The organism is Niastella soli, assembly GCF_017742245.1.
Classification (GTDB): Bacteria; Bacteroidota; Bacteroidia; order Chitinophagales; family Chitinophagaceae; genus Niastella; species Niastella soli.
In genome coordinates this window covers 2,707,605-2,729,907 of sequence record NZ_JAGHKO010000001.1, presented here as the reverse complement: position 1 = coordinate 2,729,907, position 22,303 = coordinate 2,707,605, and the positions used below count along the sequence as shown (strand labels likewise).

The 22,303-nt window shown below is 45.5% G+C and carries 18 protein-coding genes; 6 read left to right on the top strand and 12 right to left on the bottom strand.

Going from position 1 to position 22,303, the window contains the following annotated elements; translation table 11 throughout:
• Positions 1 to 4 precede the first annotated feature (4 nt).
• The gene (locus tag J7I42_RS11235; RefSeq protein ID WP_209138873.1) at positions 5 to 736 is read right to left on the bottom strand and encodes a hypothetical protein; all 732 of its coding nucleotides are present in this window, start codon (positions 734 to 736) and stop codon (positions 5 to 7) included.
• A gap of 379 nt (positions 737 to 1,115) precedes the next feature.
• On the opposite strand from J7I42_RS11235, the gene J7I42_RS11230 reads away from it, so the two are divergent.
• Complete coding sequence (locus tag J7I42_RS11230) at positions 1,116 to 1,652, top strand: DinB family protein (protein WP_209138872.1); 537 nt, start codon at positions 1,116 to 1,118, stop codon at positions 1,650 to 1,652.
• Positions 1,653 to 1,837: 185 nt separating this feature from the next.
• Positions 1,838 to 2,710, top strand: a complete 873-nt coding sequence (locus J7I42_RS11225) for a right-handed parallel beta-helix repeat-containing protein (protein WP_209138871.1) — start codon at positions 1,838 to 1,840, stop codon at positions 2,708 to 2,710.
• Positions 2,711 to 3,241: 531 nt separating this feature from the next.
• On the opposite strand, the gene J7I42_RS11220 is transcribed toward J7I42_RS11225, so the two are convergent.
• A complete protein-coding gene (locus J7I42_RS11220) occupies positions 3,242 to 4,087 on the bottom strand; it encodes an ankyrin repeat domain-containing protein (protein WP_209138870.1) in 846 nt (281 codons plus the stop codon).
• A gap of 264 nt (positions 4,088 to 4,351) precedes the next feature.
• Here J7I42_RS11220 and J7I42_RS11215 point away from each other — a divergent pair, with 264 nt between their 5' ends.
• The gene (locus tag J7I42_RS11215; RefSeq protein ID WP_209138869.1) at positions 4,352 to 4,660 is read left to right on the top strand and encodes a porin family protein; all 309 of its coding nucleotides are present in this window, start codon (positions 4,352 to 4,354) and stop codon (positions 4,658 to 4,660) included.
• Positions 4,661 to 4,762: 102 nt separating this feature from the next.
• On the opposite strand, the gene J7I42_RS11210 is transcribed toward J7I42_RS11215, so the two are convergent.
• A complete protein-coding gene (locus J7I42_RS11210; RefSeq protein WP_209138868.1) occupies positions 4,763 to 6,409 on the bottom strand; it encodes a right-handed parallel beta-helix repeat-containing protein in 1,647 nt (548 codons plus the stop codon).
• A gap of 172 nt (positions 6,410 to 6,581) precedes the next feature.
• On the opposite strand from J7I42_RS11210, the gene J7I42_RS11205 reads away from it, so the two are divergent.
• Positions 6,582 to 7,235, top strand: a complete 654-nt coding sequence (locus J7I42_RS11205) for a (4Fe-4S)-binding protein (RefSeq protein ID WP_209138867.1) — start codon at positions 6,582 to 6,584, stop codon at positions 7,233 to 7,235.
• A 594-nt stretch (positions 7,236 to 7,829) separates the two neighbouring features.
• Positions 7,830 to 9,752, top strand: coding sequence for an FG-GAP-like repeat-containing protein (locus J7I42_RS11200; protein WP_209138866.1), 1,923 nt, complete (start codon positions 7,830 to 7,832; stop codon positions 9,750 to 9,752).
• 188 nt (positions 9,753 to 9,940) lie between these two features.
• Here the strand turns inward: J7I42_RS11200 and J7I42_RS11195 are convergent, their stop codons facing one another.
• The 9 genes from J7I42_RS11195 to J7I42_RS11155 all read right to left on the bottom strand — a co-directional run bounded on the left by J7I42_RS11195 (position 9,941) and on the right by J7I42_RS11155 (position 20,025).
• The gene (locus tag J7I42_RS11195; protein ID WP_209138865.1) at positions 9,941 to 11,425 is read right to left on the bottom strand and encodes an FGGY family carbohydrate kinase; all 1,485 of its coding nucleotides are present in this window, start codon (positions 11,423 to 11,425) and stop codon (positions 9,941 to 9,943) included.
• A 5-nt stretch (positions 11,426 to 11,430) separates the two neighbouring features.
• A complete protein-coding gene (locus J7I42_RS11190; protein ID WP_209138864.1) occupies positions 11,431 to 12,408 on the bottom strand; it encodes an ABC transporter permease in 978 nt (325 codons plus the stop codon).
• Positions 12,408 to 13,922: a sugar ABC transporter ATP-binding protein gene (locus tag J7I42_RS11185; protein WP_209138863.1), complete on the bottom strand. Its 1,515-nt coding sequence runs from the start codon at positions 13,920 to 13,922 to the stop codon at positions 12,408 to 12,410. The genes J7I42_RS11190 and J7I42_RS11185 overlap by 1 nt, the downstream gene beginning before the upstream one ends.
• A 2-nt stretch (positions 13,923 to 13,924) precedes the next feature.
• Positions 13,925 to 14,560: a DUF2291 domain-containing protein gene (locus J7I42_RS11180; protein ID WP_209138862.1), complete on the bottom strand. Its 636-nt coding sequence runs from the start codon at positions 14,558 to 14,560 to the stop codon at positions 13,925 to 13,927.
• Positions 14,561 to 14,563: 3 nt separating this feature from the next.
• Positions 14,564 to 15,511: a D-ribose ABC transporter substrate-binding protein gene (locus J7I42_RS11175; protein WP_209138861.1), complete on the bottom strand. Its 948-nt coding sequence runs from the start codon at positions 15,509 to 15,511 to the stop codon at positions 14,564 to 14,566.
• Positions 15,512 to 15,619: 108 nt separating this feature from the next.
• Complete coding sequence (locus tag J7I42_RS11170; protein WP_209138860.1) at positions 15,620 to 16,579, bottom strand: transketolase family protein; 960 nt, start codon at positions 16,577 to 16,579, stop codon at positions 15,620 to 15,622.
• A 144-nt stretch (positions 16,580 to 16,723) separates the two neighbouring features.
• Positions 16,724 to 17,554, bottom strand: a complete 831-nt coding sequence (locus tag J7I42_RS11165; RefSeq protein WP_236065413.1) for a transketolase — start codon at positions 17,552 to 17,554, stop codon at positions 16,724 to 16,726.
• Positions 17,555 to 17,635: 81 nt separating this feature from the next.
• Positions 17,636 to 19,048, bottom strand: coding sequence for an L-fucose/L-arabinose isomerase family protein (locus J7I42_RS11160; RefSeq protein WP_209138859.1), 1,413 nt, complete (start codon positions 19,046 to 19,048; stop codon positions 17,636 to 17,638).
• A gap of 209 nt (positions 19,049 to 19,257) precedes the next feature.
• Entirely contained in the window at positions 19,258 to 20,025 is a 768-nt protein-coding gene (locus J7I42_RS11155) for a DeoR/GlpR family DNA-binding transcription regulator (RefSeq protein ID WP_209138858.1), read from the bottom strand.
• Between the two features lie 718 nt (positions 20,026 to 20,743).
• Between J7I42_RS11155 and J7I42_RS11150 the strand changes: the two genes are divergently transcribed.
• Positions 20,744 to 22,303 carry a sulfatase family protein gene (locus J7I42_RS11150; protein ID WP_209138857.1) on the top strand — a complete coding sequence of 520 codons (1,560 nt, stop codon included), beginning with the start codon at positions 20,744 to 20,746 and terminating at the stop codon, positions 22,301 to 22,303.

Sequence of the window (22,303 nt, the reverse complement as noted above, 5' to 3'; positions counted from 1 at the left end):
CCTGCTATTTAAAAAGGCAGATGACTGTAGACGATTGTGTCATCTTTCCGCCTTCAAAGTTCATAAGCATGAACATAAGAATAGTATTACCACTGTCCTTTATTTGTCCCACATCAAATGTGATGGTTGATGCAGTCAGGTTTTTAGGATCATTATCCATTACATCTCCATAATGTTCGTAGGTAAAGTGGTAACCGTTCCAGGGGCTTTTAAATGGGTTATCACTATTATCAACACCTGATTTATTAGTGAGCTCCAGCTCCTTTCCATTATAAAGGGGTTCATTCAACGCGGTATTGAACCTTATAGAATCCAGCACCTTTAACCGGCCCGTACCTTGAAAAACGAGGCTATTCTTTTTACGGGTGATAACCAGGGTCTCTTCCCCGGTTTTTACCAGTTCGGGAGTTGACTTTTTTTCACCAGAAAGGAGATACTCATCAAATTCAGCTTTGGTTAATCCAAACTTCTCATAAATGAGGGTAGAATCGGTAACATTAGGAAGGGAATCACGAACCCAGGCGGCATTCTTTGTCATAGCCTGTCTTACTTTATTGGAGAGCTCGATCTGACGGGGAGTAATGTTCTGCTTTACAGTCATAATGTCAACCTTGTGTTCGCCCAGCTTCAACCAGGATTTAATATCCTCACCAAACTCCTGCCCGCCGGCCGATTGACAATAACTTTTAGCAATAAAAGATACCAGGGTAACCAGGATTAATGTAATGGGTTTCATAGATATAATGATTAGCTCCCAAGATAATATAGTTTTTCAAAATATAAAATAGAAGTTGCCTCCCGGTCACCAGTCAGGTTTCAGATTATTGGTTTGTAATTTATTAAGTTCTAAGTTCTTTGTTCTGAGTTCTTTGTTGCCGGCGTCGCGGATCTCCGCTTTCTACCTTCTGCCGTCTGCGGTCTGCGGTCTGCCTTCTGCCGTCTGCGGTCTGCCGTCTGCCTTCTGCCTTCTGCCGTCTGCGGTCTGCCGTCTGCCTTCTGCCGTCTGCCGTCTGCGGTCTGCCTTCTGCCGTCTGCCGTCTGCCTTTTTCTCAATCCCTGCTGACATACTGTTGTCACTACCCATAACTTTCTTTGTACTAATAAAAACAACAAATATGGTTACCCAACACATGACCCCGGCCACTACCTCAGAATCGGCTATTGCCTATTTAATGAAGAACTATGCAAATTATAACCTCTGGGCAAATACCACCCTTCTTAGATGGTTGAAAAGCAAGCCCCAGGCTGAGCTGGCGCAGGAAGTGGCATCCAGCTTTCCCAGCATACAACTTACCCTGCTACATATTTGGCAAACAGAGCGTTACTGGCTTCACATAATCAAAAAACAAGACCAACCGCCTTATAGTGAGTTCAACGGCACCCTGCAGGACCTGTTCGACTCACTGCTGAAAACATCTGGCGAACTGGCAACATATATCAATAGTATGACCGATGAGACCGTGCAGGAAAGAACGTTCATTGAAAGCCCCTGGTTTAGCTGTGATTTCAGGAACTTCGAATACATTGTGCAAGTCGCCAACCACAGTACTTATCACCGCGGACAAATAATAACCATTGGAAGAAACCTGGGTTATACCGATGCACCAATGACTGATTATAACTTATATAATATAGATGGGAAGGAGTTCTAAGCTGTCAGGACCGCGCCGTTCTTTATAAATGTGGTTTTTACTATTATTCAAATACTTCAGGCAATGTGCAATCGTTACCGGTATCGATTGCACAAATTAATGTTAAAATCTAACTCTAACAATTTAGTACATGTGCTAAATTTAGAAGAGAACATTTTTTTTAACGATTAAAATTGCCTTAAAGTATGAAAAAAAGTTTCAGCGCTGTGGCGCTTGTGATTCTTATTGCCAGTTGTGCAAAGAACACCGAACATCCTGTAGATCCATCAGTCAATGACCGCTCCGTAACTACAGAAACTAACACTACCGTTACAACCGAATCTGCCTTAAAAACGGCCATTGCCAATGCCAAAGCCGGTGATATTATTACGGTTAGCGGTACTATCAAATTAACTTCTACCCTGCAATTACTGAACAGCGGCACCTCCAGCTCCAAGATCAATTTTACCGGCGGTACCCTCGACTGCTCTGGTCAACCAAGTGGCAGCTGGGGTGTAAAATGTAATGGCAGCTATTGGAACATCACCAATATGGTGATCAAGAATGCCCCTGATGCCGGTCTTGTATTCCAGACAGGAGGCTACAACTACGTTAATAATGTTACCACTACAGGTAATCACGACACTGGCTTGCAGATCTACAATGGCTCACACGACAACTATGTTCTTTCCTGCAAATCGAATGAGAATTACGACAATGCCGACGGTGGTGAAAATGCAGATGGTTTTGCCTGTAAATTATCCGGCGGCGCCAACAACAAATTCCAAAGCTGCGTAGCCAATCATAACTCCGATGATGGCTGGGACCTTTATGGACAACCTTACACGGTTACCATTACTGGCTGTACTGCTTCTAATCATGGTTATGGTTCAGCTGGCGATGGCAACGGTTTTAAACTGGGCAGCGCGGGACAAAACGTACCACATACCGTTACTAATTGCACAGCTACCAACAACGCAGCCTGGGGCTATGATGGTAATGGCAATACCGGTCATATAACTATTACAGGAAGTGGTGGTTCAGGAAATGGATCAGGATTGATGACAAGAATTTATTAATTTGAGGGCTATCAGTTATACAGGTTGTCCCGACTATTCGGGATAACCTGTTTTTATTAGTTTGAATGTGAGTTGTGAGTTATGAAACGGCAAACGTGAAATAAAACCAGGGTATCTGGCATCTCACTGCGTTAGAGGCATTAGCGCCTTCGCTGCGCTCAAATCGGCAATCGGCAATCGGCAATCGGCAATCGGCAATCGGCAATCGGTCTCGGCTCAGCCGAGAGCAATTTTGCCTCGCGAAACCCGGCCTCACGAAATCGTGAAATCCGCCAGCTGGCGGAGGAAACTCAAAAAAGGCCAAAGCATCTGGCATCTCCCTGCGTTCGATGCATTGGCACCTTCGCTGCGCTCAGGTATGGGCACCGATTGTTGAGATTTATAATTACCTTGCGCCGCACGAATTTATTGCCCTCTGCCCTCTGCCCTCTGCCCTCTGCCCTCTGCCCTCTGCCCTCTGCCCTCTGCCCTCTGCCCTCTGCCCTCTGCCCTCTGCCCTCTGCCCTCTGCCCTCTGCCCTCTGCCCTCTGCCTATCTCCCACTGCCTGTTGCCTTTTCCAATAACCCAACACTCTCCTGATCTCCTGCTCTTTTAGCATGGTCCAACGCCGTTTCCCCATTCTCATCTTTAATAGTTTGATCGGCATTGGCAGTCAGCAATACTTTTACAACATCGGGATGACGGTTCCGGCAGGCAGCCATTAATGCGGTGGCTTTATAAGTAGTTTCAGCATTCACCAGGGCGCCATTATCAATTAACAATTGAACCAGGTCTGCATAACCCTTGGTACTAAGCATCATTAATACGGTTTCATGGTCCTGCATCAGGAAATTCACATCGGCATGGTTAGCGATCAACAGACCGGCAATGTCTTTATGATTATTGATACAGGCATATGCCAGTGGGGTCAACTTTTCTTTGCTCACCTCATTCACCAATGCTCCATGTTTTAAAAGCAACGAAACAATGCCATGAAAACCATAGGTAGCACTGTACATCAGGGGAGTTACATTATCAATATTTACCGCATTTACATTTGCTTTGTTTTCTACCAGAATGTGGGCCACCTCAGTATGCCCTTTCATAGCAGCAACAGCAAGCGGTGTTTCCCCAAACCTGTTCTTATCTTCAGTATGGGCGCCATTTGCGATCAACAGGTGAACAATGTCTTTTTCATCCAAACTGGCGGCCAGGAATAAAGGAGTCCGTTCCTCCGAATCCTTCTTGTTCACATCAACCCGATTATTCCTAAGCATATGGTCTACACTACCAATATCATTCCTTTTAACAGCATCGAACAGATCGTTGTCAAATCTGGCACAGCCTCCCAGTACCAGCACGCTAACCAATATAAGTAAGGGTAAAACCTTTTTCATTTGTGTATTAACTATAATTTAGAAAGCTACAAAACAATGGCTACAGAACAATCCGGATTGACGAATATCAACACAGGAATTCTTTTCCAACCGCACAAATCTATATTAAAAAAATAATATATTTGAATTAGCAATTGATTGACTTCCCGTAGCCATTTCTCCTCCTCGGCACCTCACAAAGATTCTCAGGCATATTCCGGACCTATGAAAATAGGTTATACATCTTATTTAGTTTGTTAAACAGCCCTTAAAACCCCTCGGCCAATGAGAACAAATTGCACAAAAAAGGCATACCTGCTATCGGTTGCCCTGCTCCCGCTATTTCCTGCAAAAGCCCAATTTCATATTGGTATAAAAACCGGTATTGTCTTTGCCAGCGTTTCTGTAAAACCAGCTACAACAGGTGTCAATTATAGTACCAGAAGAGCCGGTACGGGTGGTCTTTTCGCCTACATTCCCATTCACAAAAAATGGTCAATACGTCCGGAAACAATGCTTACAGGCAAAGGAGCTAAAGCCTCGGCGCGCTTGCCGTTACACTGGGGGTTATTGCATTGGCATCAGCTATTGTAGGTGCGTCTTACGCTGGTATGTATCCATAAACACCCATATGCCGCTGATCTCATCAACGCCATATGGTTGTTTTTCCAATTTGTAAAATAGGGTGAACACCCGCTACCTTACCAGCGTTACCGTTTCGGTCTTATCCCCGGTGCGCAGCTTAAGGAAATATACCCCAGCCGCCTTAATATAGTCATCACCTATCGGCAAATTGTATGTGCCGGCTTCCTGTTTACGATCGAGCAGTACAGCCAGCAATGCACCTTTTGCATCATACAACCCTAACTGCACTTTGGCCGCTTGGGGCAACACATATCTGGCAGTGAATTTGTCTCCTACCGGATTAGGGAATACCAATAACCCGGTAACTGCAACGTTATCTGTTAATGCTTCCGGTAAAGCAGTGGTCTCTCTTGTTGTTACCGAAGATTCAAAACAACCCAGGTCCGGCGCTGATCCATTGTAAGCAAAACCAACATTTGTTCCTTTATTGATCAGATCGCTGCCTGTTACCAGACGCATAAAATTATTGACGGGCAAACTTCCGTCCGACTGACGCGCAGCAGTAAGCAGACTTTGATCTATACTCAGAAAATCTGCACTGTTAACGGTCACCGATAACGTAAAATAATTATAACTTACATTGCTTGTAGAAGTATTCAGGTTGTTGTACTCGGTGCTGCGGGCACCAAAACCCAGATTATTTTTCAGGTTATGGTCATACCCCGGCACATCCGCGGTATGATCGGCACTGCGGTTCAGCATATTGTAATTTACTGCATTATAATAAGCGGAATTATTGTACCAATTGTTTCCGCCCAGGTGGTGATTGGCATAAAAACCGGCTGATTTATTCCGGATGGCCAAACAAAAACGAACGTTGTGGCGGGGAATAGTAGCCGGTAAATTACTGAAATCGGTAACGCCAAAACCGCCAACTTTGAATCCATTACCATCGCCTAAGCTTCCAAAAGAAGAAGAATACCCATTGTAAAAGCTCCAACAGTTTTCTATGGTTACCGCCTCAAATGCATTGATGCAATCAAAGCCATCGTCGCTATTAAACCAGGCCCGGCATCCTCTGAACACATTATTGGTATACCCTACCAGGTCATTGTTGGGATGACAGCCAAACCCATCCGTATTGCCACCCAATCCGTTTTCAGAAACATTGTCCCAGTTATTGTAAGCATCGCAATTCAGGACCAGGTTGTTGCCGCCCTTGGTCAAATAAAATCCGATGGCCTTCCCATCGTGCATAGTCAGTCTTTCATAGATATTATTGCTGCCCGTGTTCTCAAAGCACTCACTTTGGGTATGCGTGGTAATATTTACCTGTACACCCACCACTTCAAGGCCTTTGATATGGATCCAGGAACCGGTGACCTGAAAGGCATTAATGCGATAACCCGAAGGATTAATATTCGAATAATTAAACACCGGCTTTTCATTGGGATAGTTCCAGTATTTGATGCGATTGTTACTGGTGCCGCTTTTATTAAGCAGCGTAACATAGGCCCAGATGCTGGAATACTGGGCAATTTGTGCAGTCGTCATTACGTAGGTCCCTCCCCGTATGTACACCGTATCCCCCGCTGCAGCGGAAGTTTGCGCCCGTTGCATGGTAAGGAAAGGAGAAGCGAGGGTGCCGGTGTTGGCATCGTTGCCATTGGTGGCAACATAATAGATCTTGCAAAATGCGGGTGTAGAAAACCCGGTTAACAGCAGGCATAGCGCTGCTGCAGCGTACATTTTTTTCATAGCAGGTTCAATCGTTTAGTATCACATAAATTACCCAAATCAGGCAGCACAACCATCCTGCGCCATCCTTACCGGATCACTTGATAGAAAGATGTAAATTATTATCTGTTATATATAAAAATTAACGACTTTGCAGCGATTGATCTGTATAGCGGAAATTAAAAGACATCACATGGAATATAAATTACAAAAACCAGTTCACGGCACTATCGGCACCACCAAATACCAATGCGTTATTGAATGGCGTAATGGACAATTCATTGCCGATGAGCCCGAAATACAAGGCGGCAAAGACACCGGGCCTGATCCTTTTACCTTGTTATTGTCATCCCTGGCCAGCTGCACCCTTGTCACATTGCGAATGTATATCGACAGAAAAGGCTGGGATATTCCTGAATTTAAAGTGAAGACCAACCTGTGGCAATCGAAAGACGGCGACAGTACGATCACGTTTATTGACCGTGACATTACCTTACCTGCCGGTATAGAACCTGAGAAAAAGAACAGGCTGCTGGAAATTGCGGCCAATTGTCCCATTTCAAAGCTGTTGGAAGGCAACATCAAAGTGAGAAGTTATATTTTTCACGAAGAAGATGTTGACAAGAAAATAAAATATACCAATGGAGACATCACCGTGGTTTGGAAACCGGAGCTTTGCAAACATTCGGGCCGCTGCGTGACGCAATTGCCCAAAGTGTTCAATTTAAAAACCAAACCCTGGGTCACCATGTCGGGCGCCGACACGGAAGCCATCAAAGCACAGGTTGAAAGATGTCCAACAGGAGCGCTTTCCTGGATTAAGAACGAAGATACTCCTTCCGAATAAATATGCTTTACTGATAGCTGGTTGAAAAATTTACTTGCTATTGGCTACTGGTTACGCCCTTCCCAGATACAAGATCCGGGTTATTAAGTTATTAGGTTATTGAGTAACATACTTATGAACCTAATAACTTAATAACCTTTCTTTATACCCAGGAACAACTCCTTTTTATCAATGGCATTTCACGTTTACAAATAGCCCTTCCTCCCACTGCCTATTGCCTATTGCCCATTGCCCATTCCTATTGCCTACTGCCTTTCCTGGTCCTGAGCGCAGCGAAGGACCATCTCTGCCCTCTGCCTTCTGCCCTCTGCCGTTTGCCGTCTTCCATTAAATAATCTTTATCAAACCATTTCCAAAACTTTAATTTAATTAAATCTACAATCACATAAGTTTATTTAACTTTAATTACTATTACTTTTGTTTCACAAGTGCCGCACTGCCCATATTATTTCATAGCCTGAAACACACCTGGTTCGAACCGCCCTTTTTTATTCTACCCCTTGTATTTTAATTATTGTCAATCAATAATGAATGATCTATTTCCATAAACCAAATACTCAATTACCAAAAAGCATTAACTAAAACTTTATCAACATGAAAAAAGGAAATTCAACCGAACCCGCCTGCCAACAGGCGAGCTGGCCCTCCTATGTAACCAGCAGTTTCATCTGGTTCCTGGCCCTTATTATTGGTTTTACAGCCTGTAAGAAAGCATCTTTTGAGGAAGTTACCGACAAACCCGCCATTGCTACCAAATCCAATGCGCGGGCAGCAGTGGCCGCCTCCGCTATTTCAGCGATGGACCCCATCAAAGTAATGTCGTTCAACGTAAGAAATGACGCTGCCGGCGATCCCTTTTCCCAGTATGTACGCAAGGATTACTGTCTGCAGATCATCCTCGAAAATGATGTTGATATCGTAGGACTGCAGGAAATTGCCGTTACCGATATTGAAGAATGGTTCAATACCCAACTGTCGGCCGCTGGCTATGGCTATTACAAATCCGGCACCTCTAACGGTTCGCCCAAAACGATCTATTACAAAAACAGCCGTTTTACCCGTACCAACGCGGGTTGGTTCACCATGATGACACCCGATTTCCGTACGGGCAAATGGGTGGTATTACAGGACAAACTCAACACAGCCAACAGCTATTTTGTCGTAAACAGCCATTGGACAACAGTAAGCTCAGCCGAGCGTCAGCTCGATGCCGATACGGTATTGCTGAACATCAATAACAACAACACGGCCAACCTGCCGGTCATTTGTATTGGCGATTTTAATGCCAAACCTGGCACTGCTGAAATGGGCATTATTAAAGACGGGAGCGGTCTTAACATGGTTGATGCGTTGTTCGATTCCAGCGGTGATCCTACGTTCCATGGCTGGGATGCCGTGGGTGATGCCAAGATCGACTGGATCCTCAGCACGCGCAATATGGCCTTCACCAGCTCCAGCGTGATCACCAAAACCTTTACCGTAAACGGACAAATGCTCTATCCATCTGACCACTACCCGGTAATGGCTACCTATGTACCAGGGATCTTCGGTGGAGCGCATACCGACGGCAATGGCATCAGCGCCAGTTCCGCTACCAAATATTCTTTTGCCGATGTGGATGGCGATGGCGATGCCGATAAAATTTACTGGAACTATACATTCGACAGTGGCAAACCCAGGGTATTCCTGTCGAACGGCGATGGTACCTTTGCCGCTACTGCTGTAACGCATGCTGCCGGGGCCTCCACTGCTGCTACCACCCGGTATTATTATGCCGATATCAATGGGGATGGCAAAGCCGATGAAGTGCGCTGGAACCCTACCCTCAACTCCGGACATACCCTCGTTTATCTGGCTACAACAGGGGGCAACTTCAGCACCACCGCTGTTGATAATCCCGAAGGCACCAGCGGAGGTACTACTACCATTTACAATTTTGCGGATGTGAATGGCGATGGCAAGGCTGATAAGATCTATTGGAACGCCACATTCGATGACGGGCATACGCGGGTATACCTGGCTACTTCCGGTGGCAGTTTTAGCGGCACCGTGGTATCGGGAACAGAAGGCGCCAGCACAACGGCCGGTACGCAATTCTGGTATGCCGATGTGAATGGAGATGGCAAGGCCGATAAAATTTACTGGCATCCCGATCTAAACTCAGGTAAAACCATGGTGTATACTTCCGATGGCGATGGCACGTTCACTGCCAACACTTCTTTCAGCAATTCCGCTACCAGCGGTTTATCAAACACCCGTTTCTATTTTGCTGATATGAATGGGGATGGTTTTGCTGATAAAGTGTATTGGAACCCGACTAATTATACAGGTTTCTTAAAGGTGTATTATTCCGAGTCCGGCGCCTTTAACGGACCTGTATATACATTAAGAGGTACTTCTCAAAGCGAGAACACAAATTTCTATTTCAATGATGTGAATGGAGATGGGAAAGCGGATCAGGTTCGTTGGAATTATGGAGAAAATTCAGGAGAATTAAGGAACTATTTCGCTAAGTAATAGTTTTTTAAATAGTAGGTATATGAAGTAGGATGTAGGATGTAAGAAATACGAAAATCGCGCACTCCTTACCTTTTATTTTTTACCTCTTACTTCTTACCTCCTACTTCTTACCTCTTACCTCTTACCTCCTACCTCGTATTTCAAAAAGTGAGCCGTCCTATAAAGAACGACCCACCGGTTATTGACTAAGAAGTAATCGCCTTTTTCCATCCATCATACCACTTCTTATTCCTTTCTATATCGGTAGGAACAAGCGTATCCTTCACCACTTTCAATTGTTGTAATTGTTGCAATCCGGTATACACACCGGTCTTTAACCCGGCCATATACGCGGCACCTAACGCAGATACTTCAGGGAAACCGCTGATCACTACTTTTCGGTTTAACTGATTGGCCAGGAACTGCACTACAAACCGATTACCGGTAATCCCGCCGTCGACCATCAACTGATCCAACAACAACCCGGCATCTGTTTCCATAGCGCCTATAACGTCTTTTATCTGGTAGGGAATAGTTTCCAGTGCAGCCCGCACCAAATGATTTTTGGTAGTAGCGAAGGTTAACCCATGAATGCTGGCCTTGCGGTTCATTTCCCAGTAGGGAGCGCCTAACCCGCTAAAAGCAGGGATCAGGTATACACCCTGGTTATCCTCCAGCGCCATGGCCATGACTTCGGTATCGCGACTGTCATTAAATAATTCCCACTCATTCTTTAACCATTCAATGGTAGCGCCGCAGGTAACGATCACGCCTTCCAGTGCATAACAAACCTGTTGTTCAGTACTCCAGCAGACGGTGGTCACCATACCCGTAGTAGACGCTTTAGGCTGGTCGCCAATATTCATCATCACTGAACAACCCGTACCTAATGTGGCTTTGGCAGAACCAGGTTCCAGGCATGCCTGTCCAAAGGCAGCCGCATGCGAATCACCGATCATGCCGGTAACAGGAATGGAATTTTCCAGCACGCCCAACAGATTGGTTTCGCCAAACATAAAGGAAGAAGGAACACAACGTGGTAAATTGAGTGATTGCAGGCTGAAAGCTTTCAATAATTCGGCATCCCAATTCAGCGAGGCAATATTAAAGAAAAGCGTGCGCGACGCATTTGTATGATCCGTATAATAGCTTTGTCCGTTCGTGAATTTATACAACAGCCAGGTATCAATGGTACCAAAATACGCCTCGCCCCTGTCTATGGCCTGTCTTACTTCAGCTACATTTTCATACAACCAAACCAGTTTGGTACCTGAGAAATAGGGATCTACCAGCAGCCCCGTTTTGTTTTTGATCTCGTTGGCAAGGGGCAATGGCTTTAAGCGTTCACAAATTTCCACCGACCGCTTACATTGCCATACCACGGCATTATACAATGGTTTACCGCTTTTATCCCACACAACAAATGTTTCGCGCTGGTTGGAAATACCAATGGCCTTTATAGCCCGTACATCCAACTGCTGACTGGCAAAATCTTCCAGACAATGTTTTACTGATGCCAGCACGTTCTGCACAATACCTTCGGGGTCCTGTTCCACAAAACCATTGGCGCCATAATTCGTTTGCAAAGGCTCATGACCACGCGCCACCACTTTACCCTGCTCATTAAAAATAATGGTCTTTGTACTGCTGGTGCCCTGGTCTATTGCCAGTACATATTGTTGTTTGCTCATGATCTTTATTTCTTATTACCACCTTTATCAATAATTACCGCAATTAAAATAACAGCCCCTTTCACCACCTGTTGCCAGAATGGGGATACGTTCAACAACACGAGGCCGTTATTCAATACGCCGATGATCACCGCACCCATTACCGTACCGCCAATGCTGCCCTTTCCTCCTGATAAAGAAGTGCCGCCGATCACTACCGCAGCGATAGCATCCAGCTCATAGCCGGTCCCGGCATTGGGTTGCGCTGAATCGAGCCGCGAGGTGACCATAATGCCCCCTACCGCCGCCAACGCACCGGCAATGCTGTATACAATGAGTTTAACTTTATTGATGTTGATGCCCGATAAGATGGCCGCATTCTCATTACCACCAATGGCATAAATATAGCGCCCCAGTCTTGTTTGCCGGGTAATAAATACCGCTAACAACACTACTATGCCAGCAATCCAAACCGGTACAGGGATGCCCAGCAACCAACCGGTACCGATAGTGGCAAATGAAGGACCGAGGTTACTGATGGGGTGGCCTTGTGTCCATAACATGGTAAGACCGCGTGCAATGGTTAACATGGCCAGGGTGCCTACAAATGGCGGCACTTTGAATTTTGTGATCACAAACCCGTTAAACCAGCCAAGCAGCGACCCTACAATAATGCCGCCCAATAAGGCCCCTAACAAGGTAAAACCTATAAACAGATCAGCCGAAGGAAGCTTGATCCCATTTTTTAACAATCCCGCAGTTATGGCGCCACACAATGCCAGTATTGAACCTACAGACAAATCAATGCCTGCTGTCAATACAATAAGGGTCATCCCCACGGAAATGCAGATGTTCACCGCAATCTGTCGCAGTACATTCCAGCCATTGTCCATGGTAAGGAACTTGTCGCTTAAGATGGCTATGATGGTACACAAAACAACCAGCGCTATCACAGATTGCAGCCGGGCAAGGTTTATCGTATTATTTCTTTGGATCGCAGTCATCAGGCAGTAATATTATGTTGTATGGCATGTTTCAAAATATTGCTTTCGGTCGCTTCGGCAATGGGTATATTGGCAGTGAGCCTGCCTTCCGCCATCACCAGTACCCGATGGGACGCCGTAAGGATCTCCGGCAGTTCTGACGATACCAACAGTATGGCCATGCCGCCGGAAGCCAGTTTCTTCATCAGGTTATAGATCTCAAAACGGGCATTAATGTCGATACCACGTGTTGGTTCATCCAACAGCAAGATGCTCGGGTTGGTGGCCAGCCATTTGGCCAGCACGATCTTTTGTTGATTGCCACCGCTCAGGTTTCCCGCCAAATTGTTTTCTGAATATGTTTTGATACCCAGTTGTTGAATGTATTCTTTCGATAGCTGGGTCTCTTTCTTATTATATAGTACGATGCCCCATTTTTCCAATTGGTTCAGCACCGTAATACTGATGTTTGTTTTTATTTTCTGATCGAGGATCAGGCCATGGGCCTTTCTGTCTTCAGGCACCAATGCAATGCCCTGATCAATGGCTTGTATGGGCGATTGTACCTGTACGGCTTTTTCATTTACGAAAATATTACCACTGGCTCTTTTAGGATGCATGCCAAACAGGGTTTCCATTAACTCCGTTCTACCGGCGCCCATCAATCCGTACAAACCAACGATCTCCCCTTTGTGCAGCGTGAAAGAGATATCAGTGAGCACATTAGTCTTATGACGCGAGGCGCTTTTCAGGTTAATATTTTGCACCCGCAAGACCGGTTCGGTAAACGTTTGCGTGGCCGCCGAGGTAGTACCGTTTACAGCACGGCCTGTCATTTTGCGGATCAGCTCATCCTGTGTCATCTCTGCCATTACCCCACTCTCTACTGAACAACCATCGCGCATTACCACAAACCGGTCGGCAATGGTGAACAGCTCCTTTAACTTATGCGAAATGTAAACGATTGTTTTGCCTTCGCTGCGCAGTTCATTAATGATCACAAACAGGTTGTCAACCTCTTTATCGCTGATGGCCGAAGTGGGTTCATCCATTATTATGACGTTGGCTTTTGTATGCAACGCCTTGGCTATCTCAACCAGCTGCTGCTGGCCAACTTTTAAAGAACCCACCAACTGACCGGGATCTGCATCCAGCTTTACTTTTTGCAGCAACGTTCTTGTTTCCTGCGCCATTTCCTTTTTATCCAGCATGCCCATGACATTGCAACATTCACGGCCCAGGAAAATATTTTCGGTGATACTCAAACCGGGTACCAGGTTCAATTCCTGGTGAATGATCACAATGCCTTTTGCTTCTGCATCTTTGGTGCCCGTGAGTTTTAATGGTTCGTTGTTGTAGATAATGGTGCCCTCATAATCTGTATACACCCCAGACAACACTTTCATGAGGGTTGACTTACCGGCCCCGTTCTCCCCAATAATGGCATTTACCTTGCCGGGATGCAATTCCAGGTTCACCTTATTGAGGGCGGTAACGCCGGCAAACTTTTTCGTTATGTTTTGTGCAATCAACATTGTTATTGTTGAATGATTTTACATTGTACAGGTATAATTTCCAGATCGCTGAGCGAGTAATGGGCTTCATTAAGCTCTAAAGCACCAATACAGGTTACCATATCGTCTTTCTTTACGTTGGCTTTAAAAGGAGGTAATACCACTTTCCTTACCTGTTTATTCAGCTCTTCTGAAATTTTATTCAGGTCGGTAGTGTTTACAAAATCTTTTATATTAATTAAACGCGAAGCGTCCCTTATTGCATTGCCATACACGTACTCCGTAGCAATTTTTACAGTAAGGGGCTCGTTGCTATTACCAGCCAGCAGGGTAACCTCATCATCACTTACCGCCAGTACTTTACCGCTTAATTTCACCAGACCATAGCGAATGTTGCCAATGCTCATGGAATTGAAATACGTATCGAAAGCCGCGCCGGGGTTCAACTTTATCGCTGTCTGCAAGGCATCGAGCGTAATGGCGCTATCGAGACGGGCGGGCAATTTGCCATCCCACAGCTTTTGTACAAAACCGGGGGCATCAAAGGCCTTTGGTTCTATGGTCTGAAGCTCGCTGAGCTTTATTATGAAGACTGATTTGTAGGCAAGCAAACCTATTACAATCGTGAGCAACCCGTATTTTATTATTTTCCTGGCCATACATTATTTTTTTCCGTAGGCAATATAATCGTTGATGTTTTTGGGTGTCACCAGCTCTACAGCTACCGGTATCTTCTGTGGAAAATCCCTTCTACCCTTAACGTATTCATCGGCAAACCGGGCAGCCGTTTCAGCCATAACTTTTGGGAACTGCATGCCGGTTGCGTATACTTTATTTTCCTTGATGGCGGTGATCACATCTTCTGCGCCATCAAATCCAAATACTTTTACTTTGGTGGCTTTCCCCGCAGCTACCAGTGCCTGGTAAGCACCCATGGCCATACCATCATTGCCACAGAAAACGGCATCGATATCAGGATGCGCCTGCAGAATGCTTTCCATCACTTCCATGGCCTTGTTGCGATCGAAATCGGCGCTCTGCTGGGCTACCATTTTCAGATCGGGGTAATTATCAGTAACGCTGTGAAAACCTTTTGAGCGGGCCCAGGTGTTGTTATCACCTACCAGGCCAAGCAACTCAACATAGTTGCCCTTCTTATGTAATTGCTGGGTAAAATTCACGCCGATGGCAACGGCACCGGAGTAACTGTCGGATAATATTTGAGAAGTAGCGGCATTGGTGGAATTGATCTCGCGGTCCATACAAAAGACCGGAATGCCAGCTCTCTTTGCTTTCATCACATTGGCCACCGATCCATTGGCATCGGTTGAGTTAAAAAGAATGGCATCATAACCGGCCACAATGATATTATCAAAATTATCGCCTTCCGTGGCCGTATTATTTTGTGAATCGAAGATCTTGGCATCGTAACCCAATGCCGTGGCTTTGGCAGCAGCCGTTTCGGCCAGGAAAACAAACCAGGGATTATTGAGCGTTGATACAACAACGGCCATTTTCTTTTTCCCGTTTTTAGCCTTTTGTTGTTTGCACTGGGTAAATACAAACAACAGGCTAAGCAATGTTATAAATATCGGCAAGCTTCGCTTCATCTGTGGAAATTTTTGATGATCCTAAGGTGGGTCACTCTTTCAGAGTGGCTCACCTTTTTATTTTACCAAGGTGAGCCGCCCTTTAAGGGCGACCCGCCTTACAGGTCATTATAATAAGCCTTTCACAACCTCAGCTATCCCCTCTTTGGTAAGATGATAGTGATTGAAAATATCCTGTTGAGAACCGGTCACTGTATATTCATCGGGAATACCTACAATACGGAATGGCTTGTGCAACCCATGTTGCATTAAGTATGCGGCGCAGGCTTCACCCAGGCCTCCATACACACTATGTTCTTCTACTGTTACAATAGCTTTGCAGTTGGCAGCCAGGTTAGCCAGCAGATCGGTATCAAGTGGCTTAATGGTATGCATACTTACCACAGTAGCATTGATACCCTGTTCTGCCAATAACTTCGCAGCCTGCAAGGCAGGATACACCGTTTCACCACAAGCAATGATAGCAGCATCGTTCCCTTCGGTGATCACGCGCCCCTTTCCAAAGGCAAAGGTATCGTCGTTTACATCCTTCAGGTTATTCATTACCCGCTTGCCAAAACGCAGGTATACCGGACTGTTGGTCTTTGCTGCCAGCGCCGTAGCCTGGGCCGTTTCAAAATTATCGGCAGGTACCACTACGGTAATATTGTTGATACACCGGAGTGCGGCAAAGTCGTGCAAACTATGGTGAGTAGAACCGAGTGCGCCATAACTTACGCCAGCGCTGATGCCTACTACCGTAACAGGATTGTCGCTATACGCCACATCGTTCTTGATCTGCTCCAGCGCCCGCGCAGTTAAAAAGCAGGCGGGCGAAACCGCAAACACTTTTTTTCCGGCAGCAGCCAAACCAGCGGCCACGCCTACCAGGTTTTGTTCGGCAATACCTACTTCAACAATTTGCTCAGGGAACTTTTTGCCAAAGGGAACCAGTTTACCCGATCCACGGGAGTCGCTGGTTACCGCAATAATATCCCTGTCTTTTGCTGCTAATTCCTGGAGTATTTCTGAGAATATCTCCTGGTTGGGTTTGTATCCGTTCGGATCTGTTGCTTCTATATGCGCCATTATCTTAAATTGTTACCGGTTTCCAGTTACCGGGGATCTTCATACTTCTTATTTCTTTCTTCCTTTGGTCGCCGAAGCCTTGGCGTAGGTGACCTACCTCCTACTTCTTACTTCCTACTTCCTATCTCCTACCTCTCACTTGATTTAAATTAGGACCTTCTCCATACTACTATCCAGCTCACTCAATGCCAATGCATACTCTTCCTTGCTAGGCACACCATGGTGCCACTTAAGATTGTTTTCCATAAAGCTCACCCCTTTGCCTTTTACAGTATGGGCAATGATCACACTGGGCTTACCGGGTTCAAAAGGCAAACTGTCAAAAGCCGCTTTCAGTGCTTCCACATCGTGCCCATCTACTTCTTTTACCGCCCAGCCAAATGCCTTCCACTTTTCATCCAACGGATCGGTGTTACACACTTCAGCTGTTGACGCGGTGATTTGCAACGTATTTTTATCTACAATAGCGCACAGGTTATCCAGCTTGTAATGGGCTGCAGTCAAAGCCGCTTCCCAGTTAGACCCTTCAGGCAACTCACCATCGCCCATAAGGGTATATACTTTATAATTGCGTTTATCGAGCTTGGCCGCAATAGCATTTCCAACGGCAATGGGTAAACCATGACCCAGGGCACCGGTATTTTGTTCCACCCCTTTTACTTTACGGGTGGGGTGCCCAATGTAGTGCGACTTATACTGACACAAGGTTTCCAGGTGTTCCTCCGGAAAAAAACCTTTATCAGCCAGTACTACAAACAAAGCTTCCACACAATGTCCTTTGCTTTGGATGTAGCGGTCCCTATCGGGCGAAGTAAAAGTCTGTGGCGATACCTTTAATGTGTGGTTGTACAACACATTCAGGATATCGGTACAGGACAGGCTGCCACCGGTATGACCGGCTTTGGCGCCTACAATATATTTGAGGATCTTTTTTCTGTATTCGACAGACTTTTTCTTCAGTTCTTGCATTTTCATATAATATTCATTTATCGGCAATCCGTCTCGGCTCAGCCGAGAGTCCCCTATCAACCTTATCACCCCTGTCAACGCTATCAACTAAGCATGCTGATACACCTGCCAGCCTAAATAATTCTCAAATGCCTCTTTTAAGATGCCTGCAGTTTTCGAAGCATTCATCACCACGTGGTGTTCAAAACCATTTCTGCATACATATTGCATCAGGCCCTGCAGGTTATTGATCTGTGCAACGGCACGGTTACCAAAAGTATTCAGCGCATCGTTGGTCAATTCGCCCTCACCAACATAGGCTTTAATGATCCCCTGGCTGTCATCGGTACTGATCCTGCCATAAGTAAGCGGCGAAGCAGGGGTACGACCTTCCAGGGCACCGTAAGTATTTTCAACACCCACAGATGTTCCCAGGATCGGCGCCGTGCTGATCTGGATATCGGGCAGGAATGATTTGGCCCAGTTACCACAATGGAACAGTACACACTTGGTATCATCATCCGCATAGTTATTGTTCCAGTCAACCAGGGCGCTGGGGGTGCCAGAAGCTAACTGCATGGCATACATGCTCAGCGTTCCGGTCACATCTACTTCGCAGGCGCTGGGCAACATATTCTCACTCATCATACTCATGTTGGTACACACGTTGCAACCATAATTCTGTTGCAGGGAGGTCCAGCATTGAATGGCAGTAGCATCCAAGGCATTTTCTGCCATGAAGTCTGCTAATACCACATCGAGCTTGGCAATTTGTACAAGTTTATCATTGGGCGTTTTGCCAGTTGGGGTATAGGCTTTAATGCCTTCCAGCTTTTCCTTCACGCGGGCATGGTCGGCTGTTAATTTATTGGCATTGCCTAAGATCTCAGACAGGTCAACAGTGGTAACAGAGATACCATTGCGTTGCAGGATCTTTTCGCTGTAGCGCACGGTATTAAAGGCACCGGGTCTGGCGCCTACGGCACCAATACGCACATTGCGCATGCCTTTAACTACCCGGCAAACGGCGATGAAATGTTGAAGATCGGCAATAAACGATTCGTCAGAAGGACTTACCACATGTTTGGTGGTGAGCGAGTATTTTATTCCAAATTGATACAGGTTATTACAAACAGAGATCTTTCCGCACCAGGCGTCTCTTCTGTTCACCACATCCATTTTTTTCAGATCGTCGGGGTAACCTTGCACCAGCACTGGCACATTCAGGTTAGCCAGCTTGATGGTTTCTGCCACGCCTTTTTCGTCGCCAAAGTTGGGCAACACTACCAGGATGCCCTGGATGTCGGCTGCATGTTTTTTAAACAGATCAGCACAACGTTGCGCTTCTTTAAAAGTTTCCACGCCACCCAGTTTGGTATCGGCATCAGTTAATAAGATGGGGGTGATGTTCAGTTTTTCAAACAGGGCAACAATTTCGGTGCGTGCTTCGGCCACTAATTTATCAGGAAAAAAATCTCTGTTTCCAATGATAACACCGAGCGTTGTTTTAGCAGTCTTCATCTGTAATTATTAATAATTTTTTTTCGATTTCAATGTGTGGATGACCTGTAAGGTCCGCATCGGGTCTTAAACAATCGGAAGGTTTATGCGGCCCCCGATAAATCGGGGCAGGATCTGACAGATCAGCCTTCCTATTCAATCAGACCTGTCAGATGCAAGGCAGCATACTACATGTGCTGGCTCAAATGATGCACCTTACAGGTCTTCTTTCAGCTGGCTACTATGAGTTCTATTTCGTGTTCTTCAAACAGTTTTCTGTCTTTATCTTCTATGCCATCATCGGTGATAATGTAATTGATAAGCGACAATGCCCCCAAACTGGCAAAAGCGTTCTTTCCTATTTTGGAAGAATCGGCTACCAGGTAAGTGGTTTCCGCCGCTTCTATCATGGCTTTCTTTACTATGATATCGCTTAAGCTGGGATAGGTCAATCCCGATTTCAGCGAAATGCCCGCTGTTGCTAAAAAGAGCTTCGACACATTGATGCCCTTAAAAAAGTCGGCAGCTTTTTGCCCCGTCAATGACAAGGTGGGTGGTTTAAATTCCCCGCCGGTCATTACGACCTCAATGCCCGGTTCCGTTCCCAGCAACATGGCAATGTTCAGGGCGTTGGTGATCACCGTCAGGTTTCTAAATCCTTTTAGTTTCCGCGCTATCTCGGTTACGGTTGAACCGGAATCGAGAATAATGGTATCACCGCTTTCAATAAATTCCAGGCATTTGGTGGCGATCTTTTCTTTCGCCTGCATGTGCAATTCCTGGTGGGCCACATAAAACTCTTTTACCTGGTCTTCGATATTTTTCAGGTAGGCGCCGCCATGTTCCCGGATCACCATTTCCTCTTTCTCGAGTTTCTCAAGGTCCTGACGGATAGTTACTTCGGTCACTTTAAAGATCCGCGCCAGGTCACCCACTTTTGCCGAACCATCCTCACGGAGCAATTCCAGTATTTTCTCTCGCCTTTGATTAGGAAGCATATAGTTTGTTTTGAGGGCTATGAACCAAAAATAAGAAAACAATCGAAAAAATAACAAAACAAACAAAAGAAAAAGCAAAATATTAAGCGCCCCAAGACTTTCGATTAATGCAGCAATTGAGCATATTTAATTGATTATCAGTAAAAGTTAGATTTAAACCTAATTTTTGGTTATTTACGTTCGAAGAAAAAACGAAAGAAGGTGGCAATAAAGGCATTGTTAGGTTATGTGATATTCCCAAAAGATAGCCATTTAGTGCCCTGGGGGTTGCACTGATATACTATGAGGGTTGCACTGGCTCCTTATTAATCAGTGCAACCCCCAACGTATAACAGTGCAATATGTAGCGTACATAAAGCCTGTTAAATATGGCTTTAACCCGTATATTATGCGATTAAAACGCGGTTGGGTTACAGCCAAAAGGTTCCACAATTCCTTCACTTTGGCGCCACACTTACTCCATTGATTCAATGGGTGAACAGTATAGGAACACTGGGGGCAGCATGAAGGAACAATGGAGGAACAGTGAAGGAAATAAAAACCGTCCCCCGTTTTCGGCCATTCGTCACACCATTTTCCCCGGACCGTCATACCTAAAATGGAATTTTCGAGGAGAGATAACCATTCGTCCCACCATTTTACGAAGACCGTCACAACAGTTTCCGAAGCCCGTCCCAGGATGGCGCTATCGCATGAAAGTAAAAGGTATCTTTAGATTATGAATAAATACGCACGTTATATACTGATAGGTGCGATTGCAATCCTGCAATTGTTTGCCATAAAAAGCGCTTATACCCAGGCGCCAGATAAACGGCTTAACATCATTTATATCATGAGCGATGACCATGCTTATCAGGCCATTAGCGCGTATGGATATGGGCTGAACCAAACCCCCAATATTGATAAACTGGCCGACCAGGGCGTGCTGTTTAAAAGGGCCTATGTTACCAACTCCATTTGCGGCCCGAGCCGGGCTGTAATGCTTACCGGTAAATTCAGCCATGTAAATGGATTTACCGATAACCATAGTACGTTTGACGGCAACCAGCAAACTGTTGCCAAACTATTACACAATAGCGGTTATACCACGGCTGTTATAGGAAAGTGGCATCTGGTCTCTGACCCGCAGGGGTTTGATTACTGGAATATTCATCCCGGACAAGGCGATTATTACAATCCTGATTTTATTGAGAATGGCGTGCGTAAAAGGGTGGAAGGATATTCAACCAACCTGGTGACTGATTTTACCATCAAATGGCTGGACCAACGGGATAAAAGCAAACCTTTCTTTCTTATGTACCAGCAAAAAGCACCGCACCGCAACTGGATGCCCGAGCCCAAATATTATCACCTGTTCGACAGCATACAATTCCCGATTCCCGCCAACTTCTTTGATGATTACAGTACCCGGACAAGTGCTGCCCACGAACAGGAAATGGAGATTGCCAGGCATATGAAAGACACCTATGACCTCAAACTGGCCTTTGATCTGCCTAAAGAAAAGCAACAGGGTTATAATGCAATCTGGCAGAACATGTATGATCGTTTAACACCCGAAGAAAAAAAGAAATGGGAGGAAGCCTACAAACCTTCCAACGATGCATTTTATAAAGCAAATCTTTCCGGTAAGGAATTGGCGCTCTGGAAATACCAGCACTATATGAAAGATTACCTGCGGTGTGTGCAAAGCGTTGATGACAATGTTGGCCGGTTGATGGAATACCTGAAAGCCAACGGCCTCGATAAAAACACCATCATTATTTATACCTCCGACCAGGGATTCTTTCTGGGAGAGCATGGCTGGTTTGATAAGCGATGGATGTATGAGGAATCTTTCCGTACACCACTTATTGTAAAATGGCCCGGGGTTACCAATAAAAAAACAGTTACGGAAAGCATGGTACAGAATGTAGATCTTGCCGAAACCATCCTGGATATGGCCGGTCTGCCCATTCCCGGGGACATGCAGGGAAAAAGTTTCGTACCCTTATTAAAAGGTAAGCAAAAAGGAAATGTTCACGATGCGCTGTATTATCATTTTTATGAGAACCAGGAGCACAAAGTGGCCAAACACATTGGCGTGCGGACAGACAGGTACAAACTGATCTATTTTTACGAAAAGAATGAATGGGAGTTGTATGATCTGCAAAAAGATAGTTCAGAAATGCACAACGTTTACAACGATGCTGCTTATAGTAAAGTACAGGGTCAGCTAAAACAAAAACTGCAGGAGCTTAAAAAACAGTATAACGACCCGGTTCCCGAGAAGATCCAATAA

What these genes read in the sequence shown, in the direction of transcription:
- J7I42_RS11235 (WP_209138873.1), bottom strand. Translation starts at nt 736, where the DNA reads ATGAAACCCATTACATTAATCCTGGTTACCCTGGTATCTTTTATTGCT.
- J7I42_RS11230 (WP_209138872.1), top strand. Translation starts at nt 1,116, where the DNA reads ATGGTTACCCAACACATGACCCCGGCCACTACCTCAGAATCGGCTATT.
- J7I42_RS11225 (WP_209138871.1), top strand. Translation starts at nt 1,838, where the DNA reads ATGAAAAAAAGTTTCAGCGCTGTGGCGCTTGTGATTCTTATTGCCAGT.
- J7I42_RS11220 (WP_209138870.1), bottom strand. Translation starts at nt 4,087, where the DNA reads ATGAAAAAGGTTTTACCCTTACTTATATTGGTTAGCGTGCTGGTACTG.
- J7I42_RS11215 (WP_209138869.1), top strand. Translation starts at nt 4,352, where the DNA reads ATGAGAACAAATTGCACAAAAAAGGCATACCTGCTATCGGTTGCCCTG.
- J7I42_RS11210 (WP_209138868.1), bottom strand. Translation starts at nt 6,409, where the DNA reads ATGAAAAAAATGTACGCTGCAGCAGCGCTATGCCTGCTGTTAACCGGG.
- J7I42_RS11205 (WP_209138867.1), top strand. Translation starts at nt 6,582, where the DNA reads ATGGAATATAAATTACAAAAACCAGTTCACGGCACTATCGGCACCACC.
- J7I42_RS11200 (WP_209138866.1), top strand. Translation starts at nt 7,830, where the DNA reads ATGAAAAAAGGAAATTCAACCGAACCCGCCTGCCAACAGGCGAGCTGG.
- J7I42_RS11195 (WP_209138865.1), bottom strand. Translation starts at nt 11,425, where the DNA reads ATGAGCAAACAACAATATGTACTGGCAATAGACCAGGGCACCAGCAGT.
- J7I42_RS11190 (WP_209138864.1), bottom strand. Translation starts at nt 12,408, where the DNA reads ATGACTGCGATCCAAAGAAATAATACGATAAACCTTGCCCGGCTGCAA.
- J7I42_RS11185 (WP_209138863.1), bottom strand. Translation starts at nt 13,922, where the DNA reads ATGTTGATTGCACAAAACATAACGAAAAAGTTTGCCGGCGTTACCGCC.
- J7I42_RS11180 (WP_209138862.1), bottom strand. Translation starts at nt 14,560, where the DNA reads ATGGCCAGGAAAATAATAAAATACGGGTTGCTCACGATTGTAATAGGT.
- J7I42_RS11175 (WP_209138861.1), bottom strand. Translation starts at nt 15,511, where the DNA reads ATGAAGCGAAGCTTGCCGATATTTATAACATTGCTTAGCCTGTTGTTT.
- J7I42_RS11170 (WP_209138860.1), bottom strand. Translation starts at nt 16,579, where the DNA reads ATGGCGCATATAGAAGCAACAGATCCGAACGGATACAAACCCAACCAG.
- J7I42_RS11165 (WP_236065413.1), bottom strand. Translation starts at nt 17,554, where the DNA reads ATGAAAATGCAAGAACTGAAGAAAAAGTCTGTCGAATACAGAAAAAAG.
- J7I42_RS11160 (WP_209138859.1), bottom strand. Translation starts at nt 19,048, where the DNA reads ATGAAGACTGCTAAAACAACGCTCGGTGTTATCATTGGAAACAGAGAT.
- J7I42_RS11155 (WP_209138858.1), bottom strand. Translation starts at nt 20,025, where the DNA reads ATGCTTCCTAATCAAAGGCGAGAGAAAATACTGGAATTGCTCCGTGAG.
- J7I42_RS11150 (WP_209138857.1), top strand. Translation starts at nt 20,744, where the DNA reads ATGAATAAATACGCACGTTATATACTGATAGGTGCGATTGCAATCCTG.